Here is a 21,135-nt window from a genome sequence, read left to right on the forward strand (position 1 = left end):
CCCGCGTGTGAGTTGGGGTGCCACTTGGCCAGCACGCCCTGCACCACGCCGAACACGGTGATCGCGATGCCCGCCTTGAGCGCGCCGTACTGCACCTTCTTGCCCACGCCGACCTGGACGCCGAGCCCGAACACGATCACCGGGTCGAACCGGCCGTTGGTCGCGGCAGGCACCTTCGACGAGGTCTCGCTGCTCAGCTTGCCGAAGTAGAACCCGGCCGCGCCGAGCACCGGGATGCCCGGCGGCACGATCGCGCTCACCGCGAAGGACCGGCTGAAGTCGTTGTTCCAGGGGAACCCGAAGTCCACCTGGAAGTCGCCGTTGGTGTAGACGGCCAGGCCCAGCGCGGGCATGGTCACCGAGAACGCTCCCAGCTCGATCGTGCGCATCGCCTCGGGCAGCACCAGTTCGGTCTGGTAGACGCCGACCGTGTCGCTGATCCGCCGGTAGAGCACCTCGAACGCCAGCCCCGCCAGCACCTTCGCCGCCGGACCGGCCAGCGCCACGCGCAACCCGTACAGCACCGGGTCGTTGAACACCGCCGACAGCTCGACGGTGTACCCGCCGGTCTCCTCGATGCGGATGAGGCCGAAGTTCGTCGCCACCAGCCACCCGCAGTCGGGGTCGAACGACACCCCGCCCCGGGGCCCGGCGATCGGCGCGTCGCCCGGGCCGAGCTTGCGCAACTCCTCGATGACCTTGCGCACCGTGCTCAGGTCGCCGGCCACCCGCACGTGCTGGCCCAGCGCCGCCAGCCGCAGGTCGAGCAGCTGGTTGCCGCCGCCGGGCGGCGCCGGGGTCTGCTGCGGCCGGGTGGCGTCCCAGTTCAGCGTGTCGCCCTGCTGCCACGCGAACGACCCGGTGAGCCCGATCAGGACCTTGCCCCGGGCGGCGTCGTAGCCCACGCTGATCGACTTGATCGTGCAGAACCCCAGGTTCACCGGGCCGACGTCCACGACGAACCCGACCGCCCTGGTGGTGAAGTTGAACGTCACGTTGACCTTGGCGAGACTGATCGACTCCAGCAGGTTCCACGGCGCGGCCAGCCCGTAGCGGCTGCCCGTGGCGTAGGAGATGAAGTCCTCGACCAGCTTGCCCAGCGTGACCGTGCGCAGCGAGCCGGTGGCGACCCACTCCTTCTTCTCGTTCTGCTTCACCTCGGCGTGCAGCGCGCCCCAGTCCAGCAGGTACACGTACTGCTCACCGAAGCGGCACTCCAGCACCAGGTCCATCCCGCACCAGTGCACGGTGGCCTTCAGCTCGCCCGAGTAGGCGTTCTTCGCGTACGCCAGCCGCATCGCGGCCTCGATGGTGAGCGAGTCGACGAACGGCACCCGCCACGGTTGCGCGGTCCGGCCGCTGATCTCGTAGGAACCGGTCGTCGGCTCGGCACGCAGCGCCAGGGCGGTGATGCCGTAGTCGTCGGGCGGCGCGAAACCGTCCAGGTACCGGCGCATGAGCTTGGTCAGCGACAGCTCGCCGCCCGTCTTGCCGACGAACCGCCACCCCTTCTCCGCGCCCAGGTAGGCGGCCTCGAGGGTGAGCTTGAGGGCGTTGTCCGGGTCGTCGGGCAGCAGGGTGGCCGAGCCGGTGAGGGTGCCGGTGGTCACGCCGGTGGCGCGGTCGACCAGCAAACCGATGCCGTCCAACCGGATGATCGGCAGGTCGCGGGAGGGGATCGGCCACGCGAAGCCCAGCGCGCAGCTCAACGTGAAGTCACCGGTGGCCTTCGTGCCGTCGAGGGAGAACTGGGTGATCGCCGGCGGCGACGGCGGGGTGAGGGTGACACCGGGCAGGAACAACGCCAGCAGGTCGGCCAGCTCGATCCGGCCGTCGACCAGCGCGCCCCGGTAAGCCAGCTCCGGCGCGGCGACGCTGACCTCGACCACGCCGGTGCCGATGGCGAACCGGCCGGTGATCGTGCCGCGCACGGTGCGGGCCTGGCCCGGGTCGCGCACGGTCAGCCCGATCGTCAGGTCCTTGAGCAGCACACGGGGCAGCAGCTCCCAGCCCGCCGGGTCGTGCCAACCGAGGCGGAAGGCGAAGTAGTCCACCGCGAACGAGGTCGGGTCACCGTCGGCGGTCAGGCCGAACTCGGCGTGCTCGACGGCCAGCGCGGCGACCACGTCCAGCGGCTTGGGCAGCACCGACACGAGGCTCACCCCGCCGACGAGCTGGTAGAAGGCGTCGATCGACACGCCCGTCACGCGGTCGGCGGTGAACGCCGCTCCCCGCAGCGTCGGCGGGACCGGTGCACTGAAGTCGAGTTCCACGCCGCCGCACCGCAACCGCCCGCCGAGCAGCCCCGCCACGCCCGCGCCCGCGTCGGCCACCAGGAACCCGATGAACGGCGCGGCGAAGCCGATCCACGGCAGGCCGTCCGGCCGCCAGTCCAGCGGTGTGGTGAACCGGAAGTCCAGCACCACGCCGTCCCCGGTCTGGGTGAACCGTGCGGTGACCGGCGAGGCCAGCGGCCCGAGGGTCCCCTCACCGGTGACCAGCACCTCGGTGATCTTCCCGGTGGCGGGCTGCCGGGTCACCGCGGCGTTGGCGATCGTCAACCGCCCCTGGAACGCCGACTGCAACCGGGCGATGAACTTCCCGATCCCGCCCGCCGGGTTGAGCTGCGCGGCGAAGTCCACCGGGCCGCTCGCCGCGGCGGTGGAGAACTTCTTGTAGAGACCGTCCAGCGTGTCCGGCGGCTGGGTCGGCAGGGTGGAGTCGAGGTAGGCCACCGCCATGTTCAGCTTGTCGTTCTCCGGTTTGCCGTAGAAGTCACGCACCCCGGTGAAGTAGTCGTAGTAGGTGCCCCACTTCGCGCGGACCTGGTCGAGGTAGGTGCTGATGAACGCCGGGACCGCCGTGGTCGGGCTGTCCCCGCGCAGCGGCCAGTCCTTGGGTTGCAGGTTGAACCAGTTCGCGACCCGCTGGACCCGGCCGGCGACGGCACTGGTCCCGTTCGGCGACAGGATGCCGCTGGGGTAACCGGGGTTCGCGTCGCCGGCGCGACGCAGCGGCACGTGGTCGACCAGGAAGTACGCCTTGCCGGTGGTCATCATCAGGTTGGCGCTGCCCTGGTCGGCGAACACCGGGGGCAGCGTCGACCGGGTCAGCACGTGGTCGCACAGGATCGGCGCGACGGGAGCGGCCGTGCGGCCCAGCTGCACGTACAGCAGGCGGTGCTGGGCCTGGTCGGCCAGCAGCCACCGGTCCACGGCGTCCTGGACCCTGGCGAGGTTGTCCTCGCGCGCGGGCAGGTAGTCGAGGACCTTCAACCGCGATGCGGAGTTCAACGGCGTGAACGCCTGCTCCGAAGCCTTCCGCCGCACGGGTGAGCGGTCGTCGGGGAAGTGCGCGCGGCAGGCCAGCACGTCCTGCACGAACGCGAACGTGTTCTGCGGGAACTCCTGGTCGTCGCCTTCGTAGGCGTCGAGGTTGACCACGACCAGCGGCTTGGCGTCGCGCCGCAAGCCCTGCGCCAGGTAGCCGGCCAGGGTGACCGCCAGGACCTCGCCCGCCGTGCCGATCTCGCACTCGCCCGGGTAGCGGATGCCCCGCACCGCGCACAGGTCGGCCTTCTCCAGCAGCGCGTCCCCGGTCAGGTACTCGACGATCGCGGACTGCTGCCCCTGCTCGGCGCCCCACGCCGGCGCGGGCGGCGACAGGCGGTAGGCGCGTTGCGGGAACCCGGCACCGCCCAGCAGCGCCACCTTCGCCAGGTCCACTGTGGACCCGTCGGCGTTCTCGATCGTGTGGGGCGCGGGGGAGCGGTAGGGCTGCAACCGCAGGAAGTGCTCGACGTTGAGGGCCTTGGCGTAGTCCATGTCCTCGACCGCGCCACCGGTGAACCCCAGCGGCACGCTCTGCGCCGGCGGGGTCGCGCCGCGCCGCAACTCCGGGAAGGTGACCGTGGCGCCCTGGTCGCCGCCGAACCGGTAGGTGCCCGGCGAGCCGGTCACCGGCACCAGTTCGGGCAGCAGGAGCAGCATCGCCGCCAGCCGGGCCGGGTAGCCGCCGTCCGCGGTCAGCAGGTACACCTCGACCGCGCCGGTGTAGCCGTAGCCCGGGACCGTCCCGCTCGGCGGCGTGCACAACCGGCGCACGACGTTGGCGCTGGACGCCTGGTATTCCGGCCCGCCGCCGTCGTCGACCAGGACCCGCGTGCCGGGGCTGCCCGCGAGGCGCTTGCGGAAGGCCTCGAACGCGGCGCCGGTGCTCGCGGTGTTGCCCGCCTCCATCACGTCGAACAGCAGGTGCAGGTTGGCCAGTGGCGAACTCATCGGATCCCCGCCTTGGGCTTGTCCTGGTTGTAGACCGCGTACCAGCCGATCCCGCGCGGGTCGCCGGCGGCGTCCGGTCCGCCGAAGCAGGCGAACCCGACCGCGCCGTTGGGCGGGATCTTGAGCAGGCCGAGGAACTTCAGCGCGATGTCGTTGAGCCACAACACCCAGTACCGCGACTCCGCGGGCGGTGCGGGCTCGTAGGTCAGCCGCAGGTCGCCGACCGACAGCTTCAGCACGCTCTGGACGGTCAAGCCGCGGCTCTTGCTGGTCACACCCGGCAGTCGCAGACCCGCCATCGCGTCGTAGGGCACCAGGGTCGTGCTCGACCGGTCGCGCACGGGTCCGGGCGACCACGCGGCGATCAGCCCGGCGCTCAGGCCGACATCGTTCGCCAGCGCGCCGATCGTGCCCAGGTCGAGCTGGAACTCCAAGGCGTACCAACGCTTCCCGGCCACCCCGGACAGCGGCGCGCTCGTCGGCACCGGGAGGTAGTCCTGCGCGGACGGGTCGTCGGTCGTGTCGCCGTGCAGGAGGTCCTTCAGCCGCAGGCCGAACGCCTGGTAGAGGCTGCCGGGCCGGGACGTGGACCGGGACGGGTCGAAGGTCAGCGCCCCGACGTCGAAGCCGTACGCGGGCGGGTCGACCGAGGTGTCCATGACGACCGACAGACCGGAGAAGCTCAGACCGGCACGCGGTCGCGGCCCGTCGGGCGGACTGCCGAAACCGAACAGGTCGAACGGCACGTCCTGCACCCCCGGCACCGCGCCGACGGCGCGCAGCACACCGAAGTCGAGGAAACCCCACAGGTCGAACCGCACGGTCGTGGCGTCCGTGGTGACCATCTGCGCCTTGGTGACCTCGACCCGGCGCAGGACGTCCCCGTCGAGGGTGAACACGCTGTCGTCGGTGTTGTCGAGCACGAACGCGCCCACGTCGCCCTGGAGCTGGTAGGCGCACTTGAGCAGGATCGTGTGGTAGACGTCGTCCGGGTCGTCCATGCTCAGCACCCGGTCGCCGAAGAACTCCGACAGGGTCAGCTGGGCCAAGCCGTCGAACCCGCGCACGGAGGTGTTCTCGAACAACGCCCGCAGCGTCAGCAGCCGGAAGTCGTAGGGGCCGGGACCGGCCGGGGGCAGCGGTGCCACCGGCTCCGGGTCGGGCAGCGCCGGGTTGGCGTAGTCGACGAGCTGGAACAGCGAACTGGAACCGGTGATGTCCAGCCGGCGGTCGCCGGTGATGCCGATCGGGCTGATCGCGACGCCGAGGTGGTGGGCGTAGGAGTCCTCCCGGTCGATCACCGCGAGCAGGCCCGCGAGATCGCCCGGCAGCGCGGTGAGCGAGGCTTTGAGGACCAGCACACCGGTCCAGGCCGGGTCGGTGGCGATGGCCCGGAAGTTGTCGAACCACACGCCGGCCCGGTCGATGCCCGCCCGGACGTAGTCGGTCAGCCACTGGGCCAGCACCGGCAGTTCCGCCTCGTCGCCACCGTCGGCGCGCAGCGCGAAGTCCGCCGCCTGGGTCCACGCGGTGGGCTTGGCCACCAGGTCGACCAGGCGGCCCCGGCAGCCCTTGACGATCAGCACGTTGCGGTAGTCGCCGTAGGTGTTGTCGCGGCCGACGTCGATGGTGGTCTCCCACCCCTCGATCGACATCCGGTTGTAGAACGCCGGCGTGCCGTCCGGCGGCGGTGGGTCGGCGCCGGCGGGGCTGGGCCTGCCGACCCCGAGGTGCTTCGGGTCGACCGCGACCAGGAACAGGTCCGAGGTCTGCAACGCCTGCCGCAGCACCGGGCCCGGGTCGGTGAAGGCCAGCCAGCAGCCGGTGGCGCGGTTGACCCCGAGGACCACGGAGGTGAACGCCCCGCTGGCCGGGTCGACCGACGCCAGCAGCCCGCTGGGCGTGGTCGTCCACTGGAGGGCCGCGCCGCTCGGGGAGGCCGGTCCGGGCGGACCCAGGCGTGCGCGGCGGGTCGACGCCACGGCGAACTGCTCCACCCCGGCGATGTCCTCCTCGCCGAAGCTGATCACCGGGCCGTACTCGCGCGGCACCGCGAGGCCGTACGGGACCAGCGGGAACGGGTCGGTGTGCGGCACCGGCACGGCGGGCCGGACCGGGCCGAGCAACTCGTCGCTCGTCGGCCGGACGACCGTGTCGAAGCCGTAGAGCGGCGAGCCGTGGGGTTGGGCGCTGTAGCGGGCGGTGCCGCCCGCCGCCGGGACCACCGCGGCCCACGCCGTGCGGTAGCGGTCGTCCAGCGCCGGCGCCGCCGGGTCGATCGGCACGCCGAGCGTGGTCGCGACCGGCGGCGGGTAGTCGCCCGTGAAGGCCGGCCGGTTGGCGGTGAACCGCAACCGGTCCCCGGACGGCCCGCCCCGGAGGATCATGGTCTCCGTGGGACTCAACCCGCACAACAGCTCCGTGTCGGCGTCGACGGTGAAATCGCCCTCCGGGCCGAACGCGAAGCCGGGCGGGCTGGGCGTCCTGGGGCTGCCCAGCGCCAGCGTCAGACCGGCCGGGTGGTCGCCCGAGGTGACCGGGACCAGGGTGACCTTCCCGCCGTGCGCGGTGCGGAACCCCGACACCAGTCCGGTCGCGGTGGTGAAACCCAGGCGGGTCCGGCCGGCCAGCCGGGCGTTGGTCGGATCGCTCGGGTCGACCGACGCGGCGAACGGCACGACGTCCAGCCCGGTTGCCTCCGCCAACGGGTACCACTGCGCGCGCACGCCGCCCGAGCCAGGGCACAGCAGTTGGAAACCCCATCGCAGGTCGGTCAGCAGCTGCTTGCGCGCGATCGACACGCCGAACACGACCGATCCCGCCCGCGTGCCGCTGAACGGCAGGGTCACCGGCCCCTCGACCACCGCCGACGACGGCGCGGCGGCCCCCGTGAACCCCAGCACGGCGCCTGCCACCGGGGTCAGGGTGACCACGTCGCCGTCGAGCGCGACCCCGACGCCGTTGCCCACGGTCAGGAACAGGTTGCCGGGCACCAGCGGCAGGCCGCGGCCCGGGCTGACGACCGTGCCGCCGGGGAAGGTGCGCAGACCGATCACCTGGGCGCCCTCACCGGGGCGGCGCGGGTCGGTCAGCCACACGACGCCCCGGTCGGCGTGGGCGTCGCGCAGCACGAGCGGCACGGCGTCCACGACGGCCCCGGCGTAGTGGTCGAGGTCCAGGCCGGGCGCGGCGGAGAACACGAACGTGCCGGGGCCCGCGAAGGCGTCGGCGAGCGTGATCGAGGCGGGCGGCGGGTCGGGCGGGTCGGGCAGGTAGAGCGCGACCCAGACCCCCGGCGCAGGCGCGGCGTACAGGTGGGGCGAGTCCGTGGGGCTGAAGGCGACCATGCTCCCGGACCCGTCAGGTGGAGAACGTGCAGGTGGCGGCCAGGGTGGTGAGCGACTTGCCGGTGAAGTAACCGATGGTGTAGGTGGTGTCGCGGGTGTAGGTGCCGTGGACCGGGACGCGCCCGGTAGCACCGGACGGCGCGTCGGCCCGGAACTTGGGCGGGTTGGTGAACGAGCCGGTGGAGGCGACCCAGATGCCCACCCAGTTCTTGTTGGCGGCGGCGTCGTTGCCGGCCGGGGTGATGAACTTGGCGACGACCACGTCCGACGTGACGCCACCGGGCACGGGCGCCGTCGTGGTCGAGAAGTACTGGAAGCCCTCCTCCTGCGGTGGGATGTAGGCCCACGAGGCGATCGACTCGACGGTGCCGCCGGTGGAGTAGCCCAGGACGTAGTCGAGCCCCATCTTGACGTCGAACTCCACCGACGTCGTGCCGCTCGGGCTGTTGCCCTTCAGCGGCGTGGTGGCCAGCGGGGGTGCGCCGTAGGGGATGGCGGCTTCGTTCTGCCAGACGAACACGGCGTTGCCGTAGGTGCTGGGGTGGTTGCCGTTCAGCCCGGTGTACCCCAGCGTCACCCCGTTGGCGCCGACGGCGATGACGTTCAGCGAGATGGAGGCCGCCTGAAGCGGGTCGGCGTCGAGGCGTTCACCGGGTAGTTCGCCCAGGTGGTCGCGGTCGAGGGGGGTCGCGATGAACTTCTTCTCGGTCCTGGTCATGAGCACTCCGTCCACTGGTGCCGAAGTGCACAGAGTCCATCCGAACCATTGGCGTCAAAAACCCCTTTCACCGGAACGAGTTGGATCGGCGGAATCGCAACGACCGGGTGGCCCATGTCCCCTCATCGGGTGAACTTCGCCCTGGCCGCCGCCGACGCCGGCCGCTGCGGTTCCCTTGTTCAGCCCAACAACTCCGAAAAATGCGGAGCCGGTGGCGCGGCATGAGCACCCCGAGTAGTAGAAGGTGCACTCGTTCGACGAGCTGTCCCAACCACGACCGGGGGACGCGCTCGCGGCCCAGGCGCACACCCACCGCGCCGCCACCCCGGTCGAGGTCCTGGTGAGCCATCACGACCCGGCCGAACTCCGCCGCGATTCGGGACTTCCTCTTCCACCAGCCGGTACCCCGGTCTGGACGGGGCCTCACCGGCCGCGCGGATCGAGGCGGGTGAGGCCGCCGCGCCCTCGTGAGGTCGGAACACTGCGGGTCGAGGCCCCTGCTGGCGGCCGCTGGTTGCTTGGCAGTCCAAGCCCGGCGAGCGCACCGTGTGGCTTGCGACGATGACTTTTGAGCGCCACGAGGCCGTCCGGGCGGCGTGCCGCTGAACCGCTGCGGTGATCGGGAGGGCTCTCCTACACTCGGCGGCTCGGTCGACCCCTCGATGCGGAGACTGGTTATCTGGTGAGCGGGACGGACTACGACAGCTTCATCTCTTACAGCCACCGCGGAGACCGACCGGTCGCCAAGGCGCTCCAGCGCACGTTGCACCGGCTGGGGCGGCGTTGGTACCGGCCGTCGGCGCTGCGGGTGTTCCGCGATGACACCACTTTGGCCGCCGCGCCCAACCTGTGGACGGCCATCGAGCGTGCGCTGTTGCAGTCGCGCACGTTCGTGCTGCTCGCCTCACCGGAGTCCGCCGGTTCGGCGTGGGTCGGCAAGGAGGTTGCGCTGTGGCGCGAGAAGCGTTCGCGGGACGACTTCTTCATCGTCCTCACCGCCGGCGAGTTGGTCTGGGACGCCGAAGCAGGCGACTTCGACCATGACCGCACCACCGCGCTGCCCGAGGCGGCACGCGGGTGGTTCGACGCGGAACCGCTGTGGATCGACCTGCGCGGCCACCGGGACCGGATCAATCGCACGGGTTTCCGCGACTCGGCCGCGGCGGTGGCGGCGGCGATCCACGGCGTGGCCAAGGACCAGCTGCTCAGCGAGGACGTGCGGCAGCAACGCCGGCTCGTCTCGGTGCTGTCCGGCTTGCTGGTCATCGCGATGGTCGCCGGTGGTGTCGCGCTGTGGCAGCGCAACGCCGCGCTGGAGCAACGCGATCGCGCAGACTCGCAGGCCCGGGTTGCGCTGTCCCGGGCGCTGGCTGCGGAGTCCGACGTGCGAACCGCCACCGACCCGCAGCTTGCCGGGCAGTTGGCTCTGGCATCGCGTGCTGTGGCCGGAACGGCGGAGTCGGGTGGCGCGCTGCTGCGCAGGCTGGACGAGAACCGCCACGTCCTGGCCTACCTTCGGCGTGGTGGTGACCAGCCCAGCACCTTCATGCACGCGTCCTCCGGCACAGCATCCCGAGTCGCGGTCACCGGTGATGGGGCGGTCGTGGCGTTCGCCCACGAGGGCGACCCGGAGGTGACGATGTGGCATGTGCGGGAGCGTCGAGAGGTGGGACGACTGCGCACGGGGAAGCCCAAGCCCGAGTTCGGCATGTCCTGGAAGGGCCTTTCGTTCGACCGCACCGGGTCGGTGCTCGTCGCCTCCGACGGCCGCGACTTCATCGTCTGGAACACCGCCGATCGAAAGGTCATCCGCACCATCCCAGATGCCGGCATGGTCGACGACTTCGCTCTTTCTCCCGATGGCCGGTGGATGACGCACGTCGACTCGGATTCGGACGTGCGGAGAGTGCGGCTCTGGCGCGTTGACACGGGGCAAGAGGTGGCCGTGCCCGCTCGGCCTGTGCTGCCGTCGACGCCGATGGTGGAGTTCGACGGTGACAGCAGGCACTTGTACGTGTCGTTCCCCGACGGCATCCACGCCCTGCGCCTGGAAACCGCCTCCTGGTCGGGAGCTCCGGTAATGGTGCCGAAGGAGGGACGGTTGGACGCTGTTGCGCACGATGCGCGCCAGCTCTTCCTGGTCGGGGAGGGCGCCGTCCAGCGGTGGCAGGAGAACGGAGCACGGCTCGACGACGTGCCATTGGCCGGCATGACCCCTGGCACCACGGTGGACGTGTCCGCTGACGGCAGGACCATCGCAGCGACGTCGGGAACGCGGCTCGTCGCGGTCGACACGACGACCAGCCGCAGCACCGACCTGGTGACCCACCGTTCGAGCGCGGTGGACTTCGCGCTGTCCGAAACGGGTGAGGTGGTCGTCTCGATCAGCGTGAACGGTGACGTCGTGGTGTCCACTCCGACCGTCGACCACCGGTCGCCGGCGAGCGCACAGGGTTCACGGCGGATCTTGTCGACAGCGGTCGCGGCACGGGCACCGGTGGCGGCGTTCGGCAGGAAGGACGGGATCGACGTCGTTGACCTGTCGACCTTGAAGACGCGCCGGCAGTTCCAGACCGGCGTGTGGCAGCCGGAGCCTGGGCTGGCGCTCAGCCCAGACGGTCGGCGGCTCGCCGTGCTGGAGGAACGGTCCGTTCACGTCCTCGACGCCGAGACCGGCGCCACCATCGCGCGGTGGCCGAGGGTGTGGCCGGGGGCTGTGCTGGACGGCGGGGTGGGTGTCGCATTCGCCGGTGACGGCACGCGGCTGCTCTTCGAGTCCGACGGCGGCCCAGGCCTCCTGGACGTCGCGACAGGCGAAGTCGTGCAGGTCCTCCCGGTGAGCGAGACGACCGGCGGTGGATTCGTCACCACTTCCGATGGCCGCTTCCTCGCGCTCTCACTCAGATCCGTCTCGCCCGGGATCAGCAACGGTGGCTCGGTCGTGGAGATCTGGCGTTGGGACGGCGATCGCTACGTCGATCCGGTGCGTGTCTCCGAACCGGCCATCGCCCGAGCCTTGGCGATCACCGAGGACGGAACAACCCTGGGCATCGTCGACATCGACGGGCGGGTCGTCCTGGTCGACCTCACCCGTCCAGAGGAACGCCGGTACCTCCAGGGCGGGGGAGCGTACAGCTCGATCGCCTTCACCTCCGATGGCGGCACGGTGGTCCAGGCGGAGTGCAGATCCGGCGGGGTGATCTCCTGGGACGTTGCGGAGGGTGTGCAGGGAGCGGCGTGGCACCGTCCGCCCACCCCCAGCGAGCTGACGTGCCCTGACACCATGCTGCTGAAACCGGTACCCGACAACGGGGTCCTCGTAGGGGACGCTGCAGGTGGGATGACGCTTTGGCGGATGGATGTCGCCGCTGCCGTGAGGGTGCTGTGCTCCACCAACGGCGCGCTCGACGAGGCGAACACGGCCCGGCATCTGCGCGGTCTGATCGGCTCGGCTCCCGCCTCCTGCTGACAGTGAGCTTTTTCCTCCGCATGGTCGGGTCTGTTGTTCGAGGACCAGGATGGCTCGGGCGTGGTGAGTGACCTTCTCGGGGTTGGCGCTGGCGGGCCAGGTCTCAGTCGATGCGCGCGCGGCGCCCACCGCGGCCAGGCCGACCCGCGGGCCGGTGATCCCGCAATCCACATTGGACAACACCACCGCCCGCTCCCGGCGGTGGAACCGACCCTGGCACGGATCACCAGCCACCTCCGGCGGCCGGGCCGCAGCGATCCACGGATCGCTCGCCGGCCCGGACCAGCGCCACGACAACACCGCGCCGACCGCGACCACCACCAGCAGGTGGGTCGCGCAGGTGTCAGCCGAGTCCCGAACGGGTATCAGCGGCAACAGGAGTGAATCGGGCGTGTGTCTGTGGGGCGAGGAGCAGAATGCGCGGTGAGGTCGAGCAGCCGTTGGTCATGGTCGAGGTCACTACCGCTGAGGATGTAGTGATCGCCGTCGTCCGCGACGATGTCGACCACGACACCTTCCGAGAAATCCGGAGCGCGCTGTTCTCCTGCATGGCCAGCCGGGCCGCCGCGTTGGTGGTCGATCTCGACGACGTCGGGTTCTTCGGTTCGATCGGCATCGCCGTGCTGCTCGAGATACGGCAACGCGCCGACCAGATGGGCATGAGATTCGCCGTTGTGGCAGGACGGCGAACGGTGGCACGACCCATCCGGTTGACCGACACCCAGGACCTGCTCCGCGTGCAGCGCACTCGTGAGGACGCGCTGGCCGCGGTACGTCGTCACCCTCGCTTCACCGGCCACTTGGACGACCCAATCGACACCGGTCCCGCGCGTTCACGGCCGTAAGCCCCGCCGTGCACCCGCATGCGGACAGGCGACGCCTCGACAGGCTCGTCCTCAATGCGTTCGAGTCGCCCACGGGTACGTCGTCGCTTGGTCATGCATGCATGCTTACGAGGAAGACTCGGTTTCCGCCTACGATTGGCGAGTCCTACCGTCGGGTGCGCGGTTCTCCACACCGAAGTTGGTTGTCATCGCGGTCAGATGAACGCGTAGACGCGCGACCGCACGCCGCATCTGTGCTGCCGCTGTGTCCCAGCGCGGCCTCCTCGACGAACTGCCGCAATTGCCTGCCTCGCTGGCCCTTGGCTTCGCCCATGCCAAGACATGAGAACGACGCGCATCCAGGAACTTCACGCCGAGACGGCCAATGCTCGACGCCGGCGAGAGACCCCGGCTGAATGGTAACGATCATCAGGACGCGGCAGCTGTGGGCCGGGTCCGACCGGCAGCGCACTGGATCGCCGGCGCAATAGGCTGTGGGTGTGAGCGACTACTTGCAGGTGACGACGACTGCTGACAACCGCGACACCGCCGCGAGCCTTGCTCGCTCTGCCGTGGCGGCTCGTCTGGCAGGGGCTGCCCTCGTTTCCGGGCCGAACACATCGTTCTTCTGGCACAACGGTGAGATGGGCGAGGGCGAAGAGTGGCAAGTCACCCTCAGGACCACGGCCGACAGGTACCCCGCATTGGAGGCGCACCTGCTTCAGGAGCATCCGTGGGACAACCCGGAACTCACGGCGATCCGCATTGCCGAAGCTCCCGACGCCTACAAGGCGTGGCTCGACAAATCCGTTAACGAACGATAGATAGTCCTGCTGCGGTGTCCAGGACACTGGTCACGGACGAGAGGGAGCGGTGTGGCCGAAGTCGATCAGTTACATTGCTGATGCGCTCGACCGGCCGCACCGAGCCCACGCCCATCGCAAGGTCGATTGCTCGCTGCGTGATGGTTGCCGACTGTTCAACCTCACCCGCGTCGAGATAGGCGTGCGCAAGGGACGTCAGGTAGATCGCCTTGTCTCGGGCGTGCGTGTCATCGAAGCGACTGAGGGCGTCTTCGAGCAGCGGGACCGCGCGCAGTGGCCGGCGGAGTTGCGTCCAGCAACGTCCACTCATGATCTTGATTTCATCTTCGTCGACCCAGAACACCCAGTCTGGTTCTGGTCGGCTGCTGGCTTGATGGACGACTTCCGCAGCGGTAGCCAGGGCGCGTTCGGTCTCATCTGCCTGCCCAGCTACCGCATGCGTCCAAGCCATGCGCTCCAGCAACAAGGCTCGCACTCGCGGCGTTGCGTGCTTCTTGGCGGTTTCATAGGACGCGATCGCCATGTCGATGTTCGGGTTCTTGCACGTAACTTGCTGGTAGGCCAGGAAAGCCAGCGCATTTCCAGCCAACACCGAGTGCCCCGCCTCGGTCGCCGCGTCGAAGCTGGTCTGATAATGCTCCGTCGCCTCGGCGTGCAGGCCGGCGTCGAACGCCGCCCAGCCTGCCAGCTGCGCCCGCTCTGCGATCACCGCGGTGCAGGCTCGCTTCGTCTCGGAGGTGCAACTGGCGGCACGAACGAGGGCCTCGGTCTCTTCGACCAACCGAGCGTAGATGCGATACGTGTCGGCGCCACCGAAGTAGTTGTCAAGGCGGCGAGCACGTGCGGTTTCGTTGAGAAGACGCTTGACGTCGCTGCTGCCGAGCCGTTGCCCATACGTAGCGCGTGCGAGGCTCGGCAACGAAGCTGCAAACCCAGCCACAGCACCAAGGAATTCACGTCGCTGCACATCGTCCCCTTCGGGCTGGCCGTTGCCGCATGTCAAGGATTGGCGCTTGGCCTTGGCGCGGTCCACCGCCGTTCGTAGGGAGAAGGCGTCCACCTTCAAGGCCGCGGCCAGGTGTCTTTGCCAGAAGGGCGTCGGCAATCTGGTCTCGCTTTCCCATCTGGAGACTTCATGACGAGTCACAGGTCTGCCTGCGCGATCCGACAGCCACGCCGCCAGTTGCCGCTGTGACGCAAGGGCGTCTTTCCGGCAAGCACGCAGGAACGGCCCGATGGTCGGCTCATGCATGTCCCACATCCTCCGGTGCGTTGGGCGCAAGCGCACCCATTGTGGCCACCCCTTCTGGCCACCTGCAGCTAATGGCTACCTCTTCTGGCTACTCCGCCCGATTGGGCTAGCGCAATAACTTCGAGTTACCACAGAGCGGGCCGTGAGTTTGCGGTTCCAGCGAACCTAACAGGGGATGTTTCGCCATGACCACGCAGATCGATGGCAGACGCGTTGCCGTCCACTCTCCTGCGGGCACGCGGTCGGTGCTGCGTTCCGAGGCCGTGAGGTGCACCACGAGCGCGGCCTCACCGGCCTCATCGGGGGGGTGAGGTGTTCCGCAGCGGCGCGGTGGCACCTCATCCCCCGTCTCTGGCAACCCAGGACTATGCAGATGGGGTCAGCTGGCCAACCGTCAAGATTGACGAGGACACCTTCCTCATGTGCGGGCAGCGTGTGGATGTCATCTCGATGCCGAGCGGCCTCGCAGGTGAGGTCAACAACTCCCTGAAACAGCTTTGGCTGGACGCAGCGGTCCTGGAGATCACGGGGACGACGTCCCGGCGTTGGGCCTTCTTCTGCCAGGCACAACCGCCGAGCATCACGAGCTTGGGAAGCTTGGAACTGCGTGGCGTCACGCACCACGGCGGCACCGCGTTGTTCCAGTTGCCGCCAGATCCGACGTGCAACTCCGCCTGCCTGCGCTGGATCTGTCCTCCTCTCCCCGGCACGACGATGCTTCCGTTGGTGGCGACCGTCATCGCCTGCGCACAGACTGCGTTGCAGCGATGACTCTCCTGGCGGCTACGAGTGCAAGCCACGAACTCGAAAGCCCCTTCATACGCATGTACGAGATGGGCCTGATGCTACTGCCGTTGCCCAACTCGACGGGAAACGACGACGGGCTTCTCAGGCAGAGGACATTCCCTCGCCACATCGACACCGTGGCTGCATGGGCCGAGAACTACGCCGTCGCGCTGCGAGTGCCGAGGCAGCGGAACTGGTCAGACCCATTTGCGCCATCGCGGGTCATCTTCCGCTGTGTCGGAACGCTGGAACAAGCCGTCACTGGACTCTCAACGTTATCCCCGTACTGCGGCTATCCAACCGCGAAGCACAGGCAGGAATAGCTGCGCGCGAGCGAATAACGCGAATCGAACTTGTCCGACGAGGTGCCTTCACGCACCTCCACACCCGCCTGCCGTACTCAACAACGAAAGGAGGTACGACATGGACACCGTGAGCTCGCTTGTACTGGCGGTCGAAGACCTGTCGGTGGTGCGTGGGCGCATGGACGCATCCCACTCCGACGCGTCGGAGGACGCGGGCGGCGACGGCTACGTCGGCGACGGTCTGAACATCCCCGCCGAAAGCGCGGGCTGATCGTGGCTCGGTCCTGAAGTTCATTCATTCGGTGGGGCGCCATGACGGGTGGTGCCCCACCGGGTTCCAACGACGCCGAGGAGGACACCGTGGAACACCGACTGATCGAGATGATCGAGAAGGCGCTCGGGTGGAGTGGTGCAGCGCCGCTGGGGCGTGGGTTCGCCCGCGGCTCGTTCAACGCCCCCGAGCTGTGCGCCAGATTGCTCACACCTCAGCGCTTGCTCGACGCTGCAATGCGTCGAAGCCTTGCACCACCTCAGTTTCGTTGCTTCCAGAACGGCGAGGAGCTGCGTCCGAACCAGTTCCTCGCGTCCTCCGTCACCAGGCGCGGCCAGAGCCTGCCGATGGCGAACATGGACACCTTGTCACGCCTCATGCGAACCGGCTGCACTCTCGTCGTGGATGCGATGGACACCTTCGATCCGACGATGGAGGCGGCCTGCCGCGCACTTCAGTGGTGGTCGCGTGAACTCGTTCAGGTGAACACCTACCTCACGACTGCTGACGCAGCGGGATTCGGCCTCCACTGGGACGACCACGACGTCATCGTCGTACAGCTCGCCGGCGAGAAGTCCTGGGAGGTGCGGGGCACGTCGCGCGAAGCGCCGATGTATCGGGACGCGGTGCCGAACTCCGACCCCAGCGAGGAAGTCCTCTGGTCCGGCACCCTGCGGCCGGGCGGTGTCATGCACATTCCTCGGAAATACTGGCACACCGCCACCCGGAACGATCGAAGCGACAAGGGGTTCAGCCTTCATGTGACGTTCGGATTCGTGAAGCGAACCGGCGTGGACTGGATGGCCTGGCTCGGAGACAAGACGCGAACGGACCTGTTGTTCCGTCAGGACCTCGACCGATTCGGTACCAAGGAGGAACAGGGCCTTCAGCACAGCCAGTTGTACGTCGCGATGCTGCGCCACTTCGAGCGCCTCAGCATCCCGGCCTACCTCGCCGCACGCGAAGCAGAACAGCCGCCCTGTCGATACGTGCACACCGGAGGGCTGTTCGGCCCGGTGACCGACATCGTCTGTGTCAGCCCTTTTCCCCCGACCATCGAGGTGGACGCCAATGAGGTCACTGTGACGAGTGTGGGTAAACGACTTCGGCTCAGTCTCCGCGCAGAGGCCGCGGCGAGGCTGTTGCTCTCTGGCTACCCCGTGTCGTTGTCGAGCGTCTCTGAGCTGACCGGCATCGACGCTGAACCCCTCGCGGAGATCCTCATGAAGGAGGGATTGTGCGCAGAGCTGACCGACGCATTGCACTCGGGTTTCACCGGACTCGTCCCAGCCGCGAGCTGCTTGAGCAAGCCCTGACGCTCGGAGTCACGGACGTCGACACGGCGTTCAACTACCAGGCTTTCGACGGGCATCGAGCGCTGGCGCAGTCAGCCGGCGACCTCATCCACGAGTTCGCGATCTCGACCAAGGTGGGGTTTTTCCGCGCCGGAGGTGCCAGCCGTCATTCGCTTCGTCGATGGGGGCTGAGGCAAGCGGTGGAGCAGACCGTGTGCGACCTCTCGGTGGCGCCTGCGGTGGTGCTACTTCACAACCCCGAGGAGAGCCTCCGGCCGCTTCATCGGGCGCAGGCGTTTGATTATCTCGCCGATGCCTGCGCTGAGCTTGAAAGCGCTACCAAGCTGGGACTGTGCCATGCCTGGGGGATCTCCTCCTGGGAACCTGGCCCGCTGCTCGACGTCCTACCGGCAGGCGAGGGATGTCCAGCGCCGAGCACCCTGATGGTTCGTGCGGGCCTCACCTTGAGCGCCGAACAACTGAACGCGGCCGAGCGGCTGGCGTGGGAGTTCGACGTCAAGCCTGATCGGCGTTGGGGTATGAGCCCGTTCGCGGGGAGCACAAGCGACCCTGTGTGGACGTCGACCAACTTCACACCGTTCCTCGCACCGGACCAGACTCATACCCCGGTTCAGGCTGCGGTGAGGCTCGCGTTCGAACTGCCGCAGTGCAGCAGGCTGGCTGTCGGTACGAGCAGCGAACAGCACCTTGCCGAGCTTTGCGGCGCGACGCGACTCGAGGTGGATGCCGGAGTGGTCGACCAGTACCGCGAACTGATTACCGGTTCGGATTAGCGCACTCATGTTCGAGAAGATGACGTCCGGTTCGTCAGGAAGGACTAGTTTGGTGTCAGCAGCGCAACCGGGTCAGGCTCGGCCCATCGCCATTTTCGACACGAGCGAAAACGAGCATGACGATGTGCTGGAGCACGTCGAGCGCGCGTTGAGCCTCACGTTGGATCGAACGACAGTCGTACACGGCGTCGGAGGTGTCACGGAGGGATTCCGTACTAGTCGCGGAACATGGGCACGTATCGAGCAGCGCGTTCCGTGGCGGATCAAGAGCGCCGCGTGGGTCGGGCTGGAAGCTGCGTCCGCGATCGAGGGCGTGCCGATTCCCGGCTGGTTCCAGAGTACGACTTGGGCCGATCCAGTTCGTGACCTCGTATGGCGCGCAGACGAGGTGGAGTTCGTCTCGTCGCCGTCGGTGAGGGTGGCCGGCGGCCTGGGCGCTGCCAAAGATTTGCCGGACGAGTGGTGGAACGGGCTGGGCCGGTCACTCAGCACTCTGGGTCAGCATCCGACCGAGCGCGTGGGCGTGAGCCAGGAGCACCTGACGCTTCGAATCGGGCAAGTGTTCGAACAGGTGGACACAGTGGTGAACGAGTGGCGAACGGCGCACGCTGACCTGCACTGGGGCAACGTGACGATGTCTGGTCTTTTGATCGACTGGCAGGACTGGGGCCTGGCTCCGCGAGGTCACGACGCGGCAACCTTGTGGCAGGCATCCTTGCCTGACCCCGAGTTGCTCGCGCGTGTCGAGACGGTGTTCGCCGACGATCTCCAGACTCGATCGGGCAAGTTGTCACAGCTCATGCACTGTGCCAATGCGATAAGGATTGCGAACAGGCGTGGAGCCCCGACGCGCTTCTCGGAGCCCGCGAGGGTGGAAGCACAAAAGCTGCTGGTGGACTTGCGGACTTAAACCGCTGTGACAGCCTGAGTCGTGTCGGACTGTACCGCGTTGCCCACTATTGTCGTCGCGCGACGGCTGCCGGATGGGGGCTGGTGCGGAACTGGCTCGGCACGATCGGTACCCCTCTCAGCGCTTTTGTCGCTGCGTTCACCTACCGTCGTAATATCGAGATCGAGCGCGAACTCCGAATCAAGGCACGACAGCTGCGTTGGAAAGGTGTTCTTCCTGGCCTGGATCAGCGTGTGCAACGGCGTTGTCCGAGTGCACAGGGGAGGTGATCTCATGGATGGTGCACCGCCTGCCGCCTGCCGCCTGCCGCCTGCCGCCTGCGCAGCGCTGGGCTGGTCTCACGGTCATGTGCAATACGGAGTCGGGACATCGTCTGGGGCGACCCGAGGGTCGCCCTCTCGCCCTTCTCTCCGCGAGGGCCGCGGAGAGCCAGTTTCCTAGTGACTCCCAGACGGGCTCATGCACCGATCTCACCGTCGTCCAGGGGTGAAACCGAGGACGGTGTTGCACGCTGTAAGCGCAAACAAACTGGTGGACGGAAAGCCTTCGTGATCTCCGGTGTCGGCTTGAGGTCTGCGATTCCGTGTTAATTTGCGATCAACAGATTGAAATCGAGGTAGCACGCTTAGGCGAGCAGTGCGGTAGCGAACTGAGGAAAAGAAACCAAGTTCGGGTTGGTCGACCGTCCTGCCGATCTCATTGATTACCGACTCTTCATCCCGTCCTCCGACCTCCGCTGCGCAACCTGTTCGGGATCGTCATGTCCGCTACGAGTGCTGACTCCAGTGTCGTTAACTGTCGCGCGGTAATATCTCATCGGCAGACGACGGGAAAAGTGTCTGCTCGTCGCATGAACATACCTGGGCGCCAGACGAGCTCGTCGGGAGGGACGGCCAGGCTGATGTCCTTGAAACGGTCCAGAAGCGCAGCGATCGCAACTGTGGTCTCCAGCTTGCCCAGCTCGATCCCGAGGCACCGGTGAGGGCCATGACCGAACGACATCGAGCCGTGCGAACGGCGCGCTATGTCGCAGGCATCAGGGTCGGGGAACAGGTCCGGGTCGCGGTTCGCGATGGCGGGCGAGGGCACGATGAACTCTCGCGGAGGGATCACGATGTCGCCGAGCTCGAAAGGTTCGTCGCTGAACCGCGGGGGAAGCATGCGGAACGGTGATTCCAGCCGGATGCCTTCATCAACGGCTGACGCCAGCAACGACCTGTCTTCGCGTAGCCGCATCAGCTGGTCGGGGTTGCTCAACAGGACCAACAGCGTGTGGACCATGGCGTTGATCGGCTCGCAGGAACCCACGAGCAGCACCATGAAGGTCGAGGCCAGCTCGTCCTCGTCGAACTTGCCTTCCTCGTCGCTCTGCCGGATCAGCCGGGTGAACAGATCGTCCCCGGGCTCGCGACGCTTGCGCGCCACCACCTGTTCGGCGAACCGGAACAGTGCCAAACTCGACTCTTCGATCTGAGCGACCGAGTTGCCGGTGACCATCAAGTTGGCCCACGTGGGGAATTCGTCCAGTTCGCCGTCGACGAGCCCGACGATCCGGGCGATCGTGCGTACGACAAGCGGCCGGGCGAAGGAGGTGACCAGGTCGAACGGTTCGCCGGTGGGGAGTGCGGCGGTCAGCTCCCGCGCTGTCGCGATGATCTCCTGCTCATGCTGCGCGATCGCCGCCGCGGACATCTCGGGGTCCAGCACCGCGCGCATCCGCCGGTGATCGGCCCCGTCGCGTTCAAGCACGCTGCGGCGCGAAGAGTGCAGCATCCGCGCGGTCTTGCCGGGGAGCAGCACGGTTTGAGCCGACAGTTCTTTACGTCTGGGCAGAAGGTCTTTGTGGAAACCACGCCCGGCCAGCACCCGTTTGATCTCTTGATAGTGGGTGATCACCCACATCCGGTAGCCGTTCGCCTCCACCGGTACCGCCGGCGCGGTCTCGCGCAGCGCTCGCAGCATGGGGTACGGATCCCGTACGAACCGCCTGGTGAGCAGATGCATCGGGCATCGGGGATCGGTGGTCGGAACATCGTCGGCCATCGCGCACCGCCTCGGGG

Annotated in this window: 13 protein-coding genes; 8 read left to right on the plus strand and 5 right to left on the minus strand. The window is 68.1% G+C overall.

Annotation, left to right across the window (positions count from 1 at the left end; translation table 11 throughout):
• From L6E10_RS24715 to L6E10_RS24725, 3 genes are all read right to left on the minus strand, one after another.
• Positions 1 to 4,280, minus strand: a 4,280-nt coding sequence (locus L6E10_RS24715; protein ID WP_236221918.1) for a hypothetical protein, incomplete at its 3' end; no start/stop codon positions are given.
• A complete protein-coding gene (locus L6E10_RS24720; protein ID WP_236221919.1) occupies positions 4,277 to 7,627 on the minus strand; it encodes a hypothetical protein in 3,351 nt (1,116 codons plus the stop codon). The genes L6E10_RS24715 and L6E10_RS24720, both read right to left, overlap by 4 nt.
• A gap of 13 nt (positions 7,628 to 7,640) precedes the next feature.
• The gene (locus L6E10_RS24725) at positions 7,641 to 8,345 is read right to left on the minus strand and encodes a hypothetical protein (protein ID WP_236221920.1); all 705 of its coding nucleotides are present in this window, start codon (positions 8,343 to 8,345) and stop codon (positions 7,641 to 7,643) included.
• A 682-nt stretch (positions 8,346 to 9,027) separates the two neighbouring features.
• Between L6E10_RS24725 and L6E10_RS24730 the strand changes: the two genes are divergently transcribed.
• From L6E10_RS24730 to cutA, 3 genes are all read left to right on the plus strand, one after another.
• Complete coding sequence (locus L6E10_RS24730; protein WP_236221921.1) at positions 9,028 to 11,814, plus strand: TIR domain-containing protein; 2,787 nt, start codon at positions 9,028 to 9,030, stop codon at positions 11,812 to 11,814.
• 416 nt (positions 11,815 to 12,230) lie between these two features.
• Positions 12,231 to 12,659, plus strand: a complete 429-nt coding sequence (locus L6E10_RS24735; protein WP_236221922.1) for an STAS domain-containing protein — start codon at positions 12,231 to 12,233, stop codon at positions 12,657 to 12,659.
• 479 nt (positions 12,660 to 13,138) lie between these two features.
• The gene (gene cutA, locus L6E10_RS24740; RefSeq protein ID WP_236221923.1) at positions 13,139 to 13,462 is read left to right on the plus strand and encodes a divalent-cation tolerance protein CutA; all 324 of its coding nucleotides are present in this window, start codon (positions 13,139 to 13,141) and stop codon (positions 13,460 to 13,462) included.
• Here cutA and L6E10_RS24745 read toward each other — a convergent pair.
• Positions 13,449 to 14,714: a helix-turn-helix domain-containing protein gene (locus L6E10_RS24745; protein WP_236221924.1), complete on the minus strand. Its 1,266-nt coding sequence runs from the start codon at positions 14,712 to 14,714 to the stop codon at positions 13,449 to 13,451. The two genes, cutA and L6E10_RS24745, sit on opposite strands and share 14 nt — an antisense overlap.
• Before the next feature lie 312 nt (positions 14,715 to 15,026).
• On the opposite strand from L6E10_RS24745, the gene L6E10_RS24750 reads away from it, so the two are divergent.
• The 5 genes from L6E10_RS24750 to L6E10_RS24770 all read left to right on the plus strand — a co-directional run bounded on the left by L6E10_RS24750 (position 15,027) and on the right by L6E10_RS24770 (position 19,075).
• Positions 15,027 to 15,485, plus strand: a complete 459-nt coding sequence (locus L6E10_RS24750; RefSeq protein WP_236221925.1) for a hypothetical protein — start codon at positions 15,027 to 15,029, stop codon at positions 15,483 to 15,485.
• A 438-nt stretch (positions 15,486 to 15,923) separates the two neighbouring features.
• Positions 15,924 to 16,076, plus strand: a complete 153-nt coding sequence (locus L6E10_RS24755) for a hypothetical protein (RefSeq protein ID WP_176929712.1) — start codon at positions 15,924 to 15,926, stop codon at positions 16,074 to 16,076.
• 89 nt (positions 16,077 to 16,165) lie between these two features.
• Positions 16,166 to 17,392 (plus strand): cupin domain-containing protein, encoded by a 1,227-nt coding sequence (locus L6E10_RS24760; protein ID WP_236221926.1) that lies wholly within the window; start codon positions 16,166 to 16,168, stop codon positions 17,390 to 17,392.
• Entirely contained in the window at positions 17,314 to 18,165 is an 852-nt protein-coding gene (locus tag L6E10_RS24765; protein ID WP_236221927.1) for an aldo/keto reductase, read from the plus strand. Before L6E10_RS24760 ends, L6E10_RS24765 begins: the two co-directional genes overlap by 79 nt.
• Before the next feature lie 52 nt (positions 18,166 to 18,217).
• Positions 18,218 to 19,075: a phosphotransferase gene (locus L6E10_RS24770; protein ID WP_236221928.1), complete on the plus strand. Its 858-nt coding sequence runs from the start codon at positions 18,218 to 18,220 to the stop codon at positions 19,073 to 19,075.
• Positions 19,076 to 19,888: 813 nt separating this feature from the next.
• Here L6E10_RS24770 and L6E10_RS24775 read toward each other — a convergent pair.
• Positions 19,889 to 21,118, minus strand: a complete 1,230-nt coding sequence (locus tag L6E10_RS24775; protein ID WP_236221929.1) for a cytochrome P450 — start codon at positions 21,116 to 21,118, stop codon at positions 19,889 to 19,891.
• Positions 21,119 to 21,135: the final 17 nt, after the last annotated feature.

This window comes from Lentzea sp. CC55 (assembly GCF_021056325.1).
Classification (GTDB): domain Bacteria; phylum Actinomycetota; class Actinomycetes; order Mycobacteriales; family Pseudonocardiaceae; genus Lentzea; species Lentzea jiangxiensis.

Coding starts and splice junctions, on each gene's coding strand:
- L6E10_RS24720 (WP_236221919.1), bottom strand. CDS start 7,627: ATGGTCGCCTTCAGCCCCACGGACTCGCCCCACCTGTACGCCGCGCCT.
- L6E10_RS24725 (WP_236221920.1), bottom strand. CDS start 8,345: ATGACCAGGACCGAGAAGAAGTTCATCGCGACCCCCCTCGACCGCGAC.
- L6E10_RS24735 (WP_236221922.1), top strand. CDS start 12,231: ATGCGCGGTGAGGTCGAGCAGCCGTTGGTCATGGTCGAGGTCACTACC.
- L6E10_RS24745 (WP_236221924.1), bottom strand. CDS start 14,714: ATGCATGAGCCGACCATCGGGCCGTTCCTGCGTGCTTGCCGGAAAGAC.
- L6E10_RS24755 (WP_176929712.1), top strand. CDS start 15,924: ATGGACACCGTGAGCTCGCTTGTACTGGCGGTCGAAGACCTGTCGGTG.
- L6E10_RS24775 (WP_236221929.1), bottom strand. CDS start 21,118: ATGGCCGACGATGTTCCGACCACCGATCCCCGATGCCCGATGCATCTG.